We start from the raw sequence: 9,732 nt of genomic DNA, 5'->3' as shown, positions 1-9,732 counted from the left end.
TTTCCAGGTTGAAAGTTATGGATGGGTTGTGTTCCTTGCAGGTGTTGACAATCTTCTTGAGGTCAATAAGGCCTTCACCTAATGGTACTTCTGAAAGTTGAAACCCCTCCGGGTAAGGCCTTACGGCCATGTCTTTTACATGCGTAGAAAACACATAGGGTGCCAAAAGTTGGAGGGTGTGCACAGGTTGCTCCATAAGTGCGATACTATTACCGAAATCAAGGGTTACACCAACCCATTCACTTGAGATTCCCTTCATCAATTGGGCCAATTCATGTGCGCGCCAATCTTTGTGGTTTTCTATGGCCAATTTGACTTTGTGTTTACTTAGAATCCCCTCTGTTTTCCCAAGCATGTGTATTGCTTGTTTTTGGAAGGTTAAAAACGCTTCCCGGCTATGTAGGGCTTCATACCTCCTTGGTCCCAGACTTACTGTTCTCAGGATCCTTATCCCAGCTTCTTTGGCCAGGACTACTTGTTTTTCAAAATCAACCAATTCAGTTTCTTTTTTAGGCATCCCAATTGACCCCTCCAAGTACATGTCTAATCTTTCCCGTTGGTCTCTGATTTTTTTAGTGAAATCTTCCGTCCAACCATCGACACCTACCTGAATGCCTCCAGCCCCAATAGCATGGCAATGCGCCAAAAGATCACTTGCATCGGAGAATCCCGGGTAATCACTACTTTGATGGGAGGCATGCCACCTTTTCCCATAAGAATGGACTACTATTCCCAATTTTGTATTATCAAAAATAGCTGGAAATTCAGGAATTGTCATCGCCATTAATCCCAAACTGGCATTTTTTATAAACTTTCGCCGGGTATTTAAAGGGTATGAATCAAAGGGATTCTTTTTATATTCCTCCATAATTGTCTTAAGGTTTGTTTGAAGGATTTACTGGAGTTTTGAAGAGTAGGAGTTCTTCAGGTTTCCAGGGAAAAACCCTTCCTTGGGTTGAAATTCTAATATCGGCCACTGTGCTACTCTTTACCGCTTTCGCCTTATTGTCCCATTCATTCCTGATGTAAGTAAGGATGTTTGCAATGGTACCGTTATCAAGGCTAGCCATGGATGGCATTACTGGTAATATATCAGGACTACTGTATTTTATTCCACTTACGGATATCGGACCTTCCAGTCCATGAAGCAAGATCATGGCAAGCTGTGTCTCATTTCCGGTTACCCATTCTGATTTATTCAAAGGAGGGCCCATTCTTTTTACACCCTCACCTTTTCCTCCATGGCAACCTGAACAAGTACTTAAAAAGTGTTGCCTACCCTTTGCAAACGAAGCTTTTTCTGCGGCTGTCAATTGGTTAACGTTTAACAGGGAGTCAATTTTCACCTCTTTACCAGGCCAGTTGAAAAGATTGTCCCATTCCGTACTTTTTAAATTACTTTCGATAAATGAGATTGTTTCGAGGAATTTTGGAGCTGATTTTAGATTTATAGGTGCTGTTTTGTTTTGGGCGCCTGCCATAGCCATTCCAGTGAAAATGGATAAAGCCTGCCAATCTTTTGATGGGTTTCTTTGCTCCAATAGGGTTACAAGCTCTTGCATTTCTTTGGGGTTGTTTTTCCTACTGATAGCCGTGGATAGCATTTCCAGAAAAATAGCTTTTGGAGAGGTGTGCGCTTGCCATGCGTTTTGTTTCATCAAGAACAATAAAAAATCAAACTCCAGGTTGGTCAGACTGCTGATTGCCGCATCCCTGAAAATAGGTTGGTCAATTGTGTTTTCGAGAACAGCTAAAATAGTGGCATTAGAAACACTTGGAGACAAACTTCCTGCAGTAAGAATCATTTGAAGTGCCAATTCTTCATTGGTTATTTCTCCCAAGTTTTGAAAAATAAGCTTTTCAAGTCGCATTCTAATTTGAACACTAGTTTTGGAGGATTGTTCTGCCAGTCTAAGGGCATTTACATATACCATTGATTGCTGTTGCTCGGGTTTTTCCAATAAGGAAAATAGCATGTTCTCATCCAATCTTTCAAGTCCTTCCAAGGTCCATAAGGCATGAATCTGTCCGATTGGATTGTCTCTATTTAAGGCGAGGCTTCTAAGTAAAGGTAGGGTCGAGCTATCATTTCTTTCTATTAATAGTCTTTGTGACATATCTCTGTACCAACCATTGGGATGGGTAAGGGTAGCTACAAGTTCTGGCCCAGTGTATCTGGATAATTTCGGATTGGGTTTTGCTTGCCAATCTTTATGAGAAACACGCCAAATTCTCCCATAATGAGTGGGTTGAACCAATTTTCGTTTGATGGTGATATCTTTCAAATAGGGGGATATATAAGCGCCATGTTGAATCAATCCTCTGTACATGTCTGTGATGTACAAGGCACCATCGGGTCCTGATGTTAAGCTTACAGGTCGAAACCGTTCATCATGAGAGGCAATCATTGAATGACCGACATCAGGGGAGTTTGCGGAAAGCTGGATTCCATTGGAAATAATCGCATTTCTTCTAATCAGATTACCAGAGGGTTCACAAACAAAAACATTTCCTTTATACTGTTTTGGGAGCCCATCTTCCCTAAAATAAAATGGGGAACATGCTGATGTAAACTCCTTCAATCGGTTTTTGTCATCCAGAATTCCCGGAATATACCCCCTGTTGATGCCTAAATTTTCTCTGATAGGGAAAATTCCTCTGTCTACGGTAAGTCCATGGTCAAGCCCAGATGTGGTGCTGTGGTGATCATTTCTTGTAAAATAATTGGGAGGAACGAGATCAACATGTAATGGGGACCAATTGTAATTGTAATAAAGTCTGCCATAATCATCCTGACTTATTCCCCATTGACCTCGGAACTCAGTAGTCTCTTTAATCCATTGATTGTCTTTAAATTTGTACCGAAACCGAGATTTTGCATTATAGTACCAATTGTCAAGCCCTTTTAGCAATCCATTTCCAGAATGCTCAGGTAAATCACTTCCAGCATAATTAGGATCGATCAAAACCTTTGTGTCGGCTTTCAGGTCTCCATCTAAGTCTTGGGTCCACCATAGCGACATATTTTCAACTACCAATGCGCCACCTTTCACTACTGCTAGTGCTCTAGGCATAATGATACTGTCCAAGTAGATGCTGCTTATGTCCATCAAGCCATCTCCATCGGTGTCTTCTAATATTGAAATTCTACCATTGGGTTCCAATTCGTTTGACCCGGTGATGTCATTCATGAATCCCCTCATCTCAACTACCCACAGCCTGCCATCTTCATCAAAACTTGAAAAAACGGGGTCTTCGACTAAGGGTTCAGCTGCTACAAGTTGGATGGACAAGTCATCGTTTATTTCAAATAACTGAATTGCTTCCACTGGGGACATAGGAGGGGAGGGTTCTTGACCCTTTGGGGAACTACAACTTGCGAAAAGTAAGAAATTGATCCAAAATCCAACCGAAATAGAGGTTTTTGTTAGATTTAGGAATGGATTAAACAAGTTTATTTGGGTTTGGTTTATAGCTCTTAAATCTAATATTTGTTTGGTAAAATTCAAATTAATTTCAATATAATGATGATTAAATTATTTTTAACCATTTATAATTTTTTATTCGATTTGAAATTGGATTTTAGGGTGGAAATCACGGTAATGACTCTTTAGGTGCAGTGGGGGTTTGTTTATTAGGGTTTGTCTATAGGGTTTATCAGATAACTAATGTTTTTTATTAGCTATGAATTATAGTTTTATATAGCGAAAACACATTACGGTAACCTTACCGAAAAATCGATTAGTGATTAACTAAATATGTTTTTTAGATAAAAGTTTTTAGAATTGGATTCAATGTAGATGTTAAGCCTTCAATTAAACAAAATTTATTCTATTTAGTTTGTTATTCGTGTATGGTTTGAAATGAATTTATCAACAGAAATAATTTATTATAGATTTTAATGTTTAGTTCTGAAAAGGTTCATTTAGAAGGAAAAAAACAAAATTTTCACCAAGCATGTTAAATGAAACATATATGAAATTTTGTATTTAAAATTGTGTAATTTTTAAAATAATTGATTTGAATTATAAGTATTATGTATTTTCGATTAAAACATTTTCAAATTAAACTTTTAATTTGAAAATGTTTTTGTTTGAGAAAAAAATGGCAAATTTGCAATTATTCCTCCTGTTTAAATGAATGAATAGGTTGTGAAATTGTCGGATAAGAATAAACAGCTAAAAACAACCAGGCATGAAATCCCTGATAGTAATTTTGTCTTCATCATTAGAATTATGCGCTATATTGTGAGCTGAATATAATTCTAATTCTTCAAATTTATATTTTATAAAAATAAACATATATTGGTTTATATGGTTATTTTTATTACGTTATATGACAAAGAGAATGATTACGCTTAAATTAATTGATTAATAACTTAAACCTAAAATTTGCTTATGTTAAAAATTTACAAATTATGCAGTTTGGTACTGTTTACCATATTTGTGAGTACAAGCTTTGCCTTGGCACAAATAGAGGTTACGGGGACCGTTACGGACGATTTGGGAGACCCTCTTCCAGGAGCAGCCGTATTAGTTAAAGGTACATCTAGTGGTACAGTCACTGACTTGGATGGTAATTTTACGATCTCAGTTGCCAACCAACAAGCCACATTGGTTTTTCCTTTTTAGGATTCAATAATGTGGAGGAAGTCGTTGGAAATAGGACCTCCGTCGATGTTGTCTTGGAGCAAGGCTTGAGTGGCTTGGATGAAGTGGTGGTTACCGGTTATGGCTCTCAATCACGTAGAGAAATCACCGGAGCAGTTACTTCTGTCGATTCTGACGAATTACTAGCTATTCCTGCCACTACATTTGCGCAGCAATTGCAAGGAAGAGCAGCAGGGGTCACCATTATTAATGATGCAACGCCAGGTGGTGGGGCTACTGTACGTATTAGGGGTTTTGGGACCATTAATAACAACGATCCATTGTATGTTATTGATGGAGTTCCAACTCAGGAACAAGGCAATTTAAACCCGAATGATATTGAATCCATTCAGATTTTGAAAGATGCATCAGCAGCTTCCATTTATGGGTCAAGGGCTGCGAATGGGGTAATAATCATTACCACGAAAAGAGGTAAAGTGGGGAAACCTAGTATATCTTTTAATGCTTATTATGGTACTCAAACCTCAGCCAGAAGTCCTGATCCATTGAATGCAGAGGAATTGGGAGAGTACCTTTACCTAGCCAATATTTATGGTAATCCGGGCACAACACCAACCCATGGTCAATACTCTTGGGGTCCAAATGGTGAGGTAAGTATTCCAGACTATGTTTTTCCAAGTGGAGCTATGGAAGGTGATCCTGGAGTTGACCCAAGTCTATATGCACTCGAACCAGGAAATATATACCCTATAACCAGATCTTCAGATACTGACTGGTGGAAAGAGTCCACTAGAACGGCTCCTATCCAAAGTTATCAATTGACGGCCAATGGTGGTACTGAAAATGGAAGGTATGCGCTTTCTTTAAATTACTTCAGCCAAGACGGTGTAATCAATAACATTGGCTATGACAGGTATTCTCTTCGAGCAAATACTGAATTTAAAGCATTAAATAATCGGCTTACGGTAGGAGAGAACCTTTCGGTAACCGTGGGTAATAGAAAAGGTGGATTTGGAAATGGATCAAGAGGAAACAACGAGGAGCAAAATGCGGTCTTCAGTTCTTCCCTTCAGCACCCCCTTTTACCAGTATATGACATCATGGGCAACTTTGCTGGTAGTAGAGGCGCAAATCTTGGTAACAACTATAATCCAGTAGCCTTTCTTGAAAGAGCAAAGGACAACAGGAACCTTGAATTAAGGGCATTTGGTAATGTTTACGCACAGATCGACCTTACGGACAACATAAACGTTAGATCTAGTTTTGGGATTGACGCCAATAACCGCAGAGCAAGGTATATCGGTAGACCTCAACCTGAATATGTAGAAGGCAATTTTGTAAACAGCTCTACTGCGGAAAATGCTTATTCCTACCAATGGGTATGGACCAACACAGTAAGTTATACCAAGACATTCAATGATGTTCATGCCTTCGATGCTTATTTGGGTTTAGAATCCATTAAAGAATTTGGGGAAATATTTGGTGCCTCCAGGCAACGATTTGCTTTTGAGACCAACCCAATTATTTCCTATCTAGATTTAGGGGATCCCAATACAGCAACAAACTTTGGGAGTGTAGAAAGTGACTATCGATTGTATTCTCAGTTTGGTAAATTAAACTACTCTTACGATGGCAAGTACATGGTTCAGTTCATTTTGAGAAATGATGGGTCCTCAAGATTCCTAGCGGCTTCAAGAAATGCAACCTTCCCTGCTTTTAGTCTGGGATGGAGGTTATCTGATGAAGCTGCAATAGCAGAAGCTTTACCATTCGTGTCTGACATGAAATTAAGATATGGTTGGGTAAAACGGGAACCAGTTGATAGGAGACTACAATGCCTATACTACTTACAGGTCCAATATCTTCAATGCAGGATACCCAATTGATGGGTCAAGCTCAACTCCGGCTCTTGGATTTGATACGCAGCGTTTTGGTAATCCAAATGCGAGATGGGAAACCACCGCCTCAAATAATATTGGGCTAGACGTTGAGTTGATGGAAGGGAAGTACTTTTTCGAATTGGACCTCTGGAATAGAGTGACTTCTGACATGTTGTTTCAGACACCAATTAATTATGGACACGGAGACGCTACAGCACCATTTTTTAATGTAGGACAAATGACCAATAAAGGAATTGACCTGAACCTTGGCATGGACGATACTGCATTGGGTGGCGAACTGACTTATGGGGTTTCGGCTAATTTCTCCATGTACAGGAACAACGTTGATAACCTGGCAGCTAATGATGATAATGTTTTGTTTGGAGCTTCTACCAGAGTTCCTTCAGTTACCATCACCCAGTCAGGTTATCCAATTTCGTCTTTCTTTGGCTACAACAATCTTGGGATTTTCCAAACACAAGCGGAAGTTGATGCACACCCCGCTTACGGTAATTACAATGCCGTGGGTAAATTCAAAGTTCAGGATGTAAATGAAGATGGTGTGATCACAGATGCTGATAGAACAGTAATAGGGAATCCTCATCCAGATTTTGTATATGGAATTAACCTTAATCTAGGATATAAAAACTGGGACCTTGCTGTGTTTGGTAATGGATCAGTTGGAAACGATATTTTCAATTACATTAATTATTGGACTGATTTCAACACGTTTCAAGGAAACAAGTCCAAGACCGCATTGTATGATGCCTGGCAGCCAAGCAATCCAGGAGGAACTTTCCCTATAATGGATGTTAATGATCAAGTTAGTAGCAGGCCTTCCAGTTACTTTGTTGAAGATGGCTCTTATTTTAGAATGAGAAATATTCAACTGACTTATAACGTAGCTGAGCCAGTTCTTAGGAACATAGGGATGAGCAGAGCTTCCATTTATATTCAGGGGCAGAACTTATTTACCGTAACGAAATATTCAGGAACGAACCCTGAAATTCAAACTGGAAGTAACAATACGGTTGGGTTTGATGGAGGCTACATGCCGATTTCCAGAAATTTGATTTTGGGGATAAATGTTACGTTTTAAGTATTCATAACATAAAGAAGCAAACTAATGAGACGAATATATTTAAAAATTGCAACTGCATTTGTATTGGGATTGTCCATGTCTTCCTGTCAGGAAGAGTTTCTGGAAACAGTACCTCAGGGTCAATTCAGTACAGTAGATTTGGCAAATGGCCAAGGCGTAGAAGGACTTTTATTAGGAGCCTACGCAATGATAGATGGGTATGGGCTTGACGGTCAGTCAGGATGGAATGGCACCATAGACAATTGGGTGTATGGTGGCGTAGTTTCGGATGATGCCTATAAAGGAACAGATGCAGGAGATCAACCTGAACAATCCTTTTTAGAAGCGTTTGATTTTCAGCCTACCAACCTTCACTTGAGGAATAAATGGCGAGCTGTATACAAAGGAGTCGCCAAAACCAATGATGTGTTAAATACACTGAAAGTGGCAGATGATGTTTCGGATGAAAGAAGAGCGCAAGTTATTGCTGAGGCAAGGTTTCTACGTGGGTTTTTCCATATGGAAGCCAGAAAAATGTGGAGAATGGTTCCTTATATAGATGACAATACTTTCGATCTTATAGATTTGGAGAGTAGTAAAGTCCCAAATGACAAGGAGATTTGGCCTGATATTGAGGCAGATTTTGAAGCGGCTATGAATTCACTTCCTGAATCACAGGTGGATGTGGGAAGACCTACTAAATGGGCAGCACAAGCATTCTTAGCTAAGGCAAAAATGTTTCAAGGATGGGATCAATCTACAGGGGAGGCGAATACTACTGTATTAGCAGCTGCAAAAACCCTCTTGGATGATATTTTAAACAATGGTCCATTCGCACTGACCAATACATTTGAAGAAAACTTCTTAGTAGGTAGAAGGAACAATGAAGAATCAATTTTTGAGATTCAATTTTCTATATCAAGTGCCACTACGGCAGCAGCCAATGAGGGTACTACTTTGAATTATCCTTATACAGACCCTTGGGGATGTTGTGGATTTTACCAACCTTCTCAAAATTTAGTTAATGCTTTCAAGACTTCAGCGGATGGTCTCCCACTTTTGGATACTTTCAATGAAAGTGATGTGAACAATGACCAAGGTTTGGCTTGGGACGATCCTTTCAATGCTTATGAAGCTCCATTGGATCCTAGATTAGACCATACTGTCGGTAGAAGAGGAATACTCTATAAAAGGTATAAAATTCACGGAAGTGATTTCATAAGGGATCAAAATTATGCTGGACCTTATTCCCCAATCAAACATGTGGCAGAACCTGAATTCTTTGGTATAGGTTCTAATCCACGTTTGTCTGCAAACAATTATAGAATCATGCGTTTGGACATGGTGATTCTTTGGCTTGCAGAAGCTGAAGTGGAGCTAGGTAACCTTGAAAGAGCAAGAACACTTGTTAATTTAATCAGAACTAGAGCAGCCAATCCTGAAGGATTTGTGCCTAAGGCCATCCAAGGGGCTGAAAGGAATGATTACACAATTATTGATGGTGAATATGCTGCCAATTATGTGATTTCAACCTATGACATGGCATGGACTGATCAAGATGTTGCGAGAAAAGCAGTTAGAATGGAAACGAGACTTGAGTTTGCCATGGAAGGACACAGGTTCTTTGATTTGCAACGTTGGGGTATTTCAGCTGAAACCATGAATGAATACCTGGACGAGGAAGGAACAAAGAGAACCTATCTCAGCAGTGCTAATTTTGACAAAGGAGTTCATGAATATTTCCCAGTGCCTTTGGAAGCTATCGAGCGTTCGTTTAAGGATGGTTCGCCAACATTGGTTCAAGATCCAGCATTTGATTAATTAATTTCAACATATTAAAATTAAAAAAGGGTGAGGTTTTTCTCACCCTTTTTTAATATTTAATAGATTATAAACCATGATCCGAGAACATTGAAATAATGCGTTAAGTCGCCAATTTGAATTTGGACTGTTTTGTGGTTTGAAATAAATCATAGCCGCTAAAAACTATAAAGGTTTACTGGATTTGATTTTAGGCAATCGATAAACCTTTTTTTCAAGGTATACACCATTTTTCACCTATAAAAAAACACTAGATTTGTAATTTAAATAATGCGTTGATAATTATAAACAATTTAAATTTTGGTTTTAACCACATTAGAAAACGATTATGAAACTCATT

General features: G+C 39.0%; 6 protein-coding genes. 4 read left to right on the top strand and 2 right to left on the bottom strand.

What is annotated here, in order from left to right:
• Together ADICYQ_RS08075 and ADICYQ_RS08070 are read right to left on the bottom strand one after the other, a co-directional pair.
• The coding region (locus ADICYQ_RS08075; protein ID WP_051160155.1) for a sugar phosphate isomerase/epimerase family protein at positions 1–868 on the bottom strand (868 nt) is incomplete at its 3' end.
• Positions 869–875: 7 nt separating this feature from the next.
• The gene (locus ADICYQ_RS08070) at positions 876–3,338 is read right to left on the bottom strand and encodes a DUF7133 domain-containing protein (RefSeq protein ID WP_020894116.1); all 2,463 of its coding nucleotides are present in this window, start codon (positions 3,336–3,338) and stop codon (positions 876–878) included.
• Between the two features lie 1,059 nt (positions 3,339–4,397).
• Between ADICYQ_RS08070 and ADICYQ_RS28395 the strand changes: the two genes are divergently transcribed.
• Genes ADICYQ_RS28395 through ADICYQ_RS08060 form a run of 4 tightly spaced genes read left to right on the top strand, consistent with a single transcriptional unit; the run spans position 4,398 to position 9,392 of the window.
• Positions 4,398–4,631, top strand: a complete 234-nt coding sequence (locus ADICYQ_RS28395) for a carboxypeptidase-like regulatory domain-containing protein (protein WP_235114488.1) — start codon at positions 4,398–4,400, stop codon at positions 4,629–4,631.
• Between the two features lie 11 nt (positions 4,632–4,642).
• Positions 4,643–6,496: a SusC/RagA family TonB-linked outer membrane protein gene (locus tag ADICYQ_RS28390; protein WP_020894113.1), complete on the top strand. Its 1,854-nt coding sequence runs from the start codon at positions 4,643–4,645 to the stop codon at positions 6,494–6,496.
• Positions 6,429–7,589, top strand: a complete 1,161-nt coding sequence (locus tag ADICYQ_RS28385; protein WP_235114487.1) for a TonB-dependent receptor domain-containing protein — start codon at positions 6,429–6,431, stop codon at positions 7,587–7,589. Before ADICYQ_RS28390 ends, ADICYQ_RS28385 begins: the two co-directional genes overlap by 68 nt.
• Before the next feature lie 27 nt (positions 7,590–7,616).
• On the top strand, positions 7,617–9,392 hold the full coding sequence (locus tag ADICYQ_RS08060; protein WP_020894111.1) for a RagB/SusD family nutrient uptake outer membrane protein: 1,776 nt from the start codon (positions 7,617–7,619) through the stop codon (positions 9,390–9,392).
• The last annotated feature ends 340 nt before the right edge of the window (positions 9,393–9,732 follow it).

The sequence above is a fragment of the Cyclobacterium qasimii M12-11B genome (assembly GCF_000427295.1).
In the GTDB taxonomy this organism is placed as follows: Bacteria; Bacteroidota; Bacteroidia; order Cytophagales; family Cyclobacteriaceae; genus Cyclobacterium; species Cyclobacterium qasimii.
Note: the sequence above shows the minus strand (reverse complement) of the source record. Positions and strands in the feature narration are given on the sequence as shown.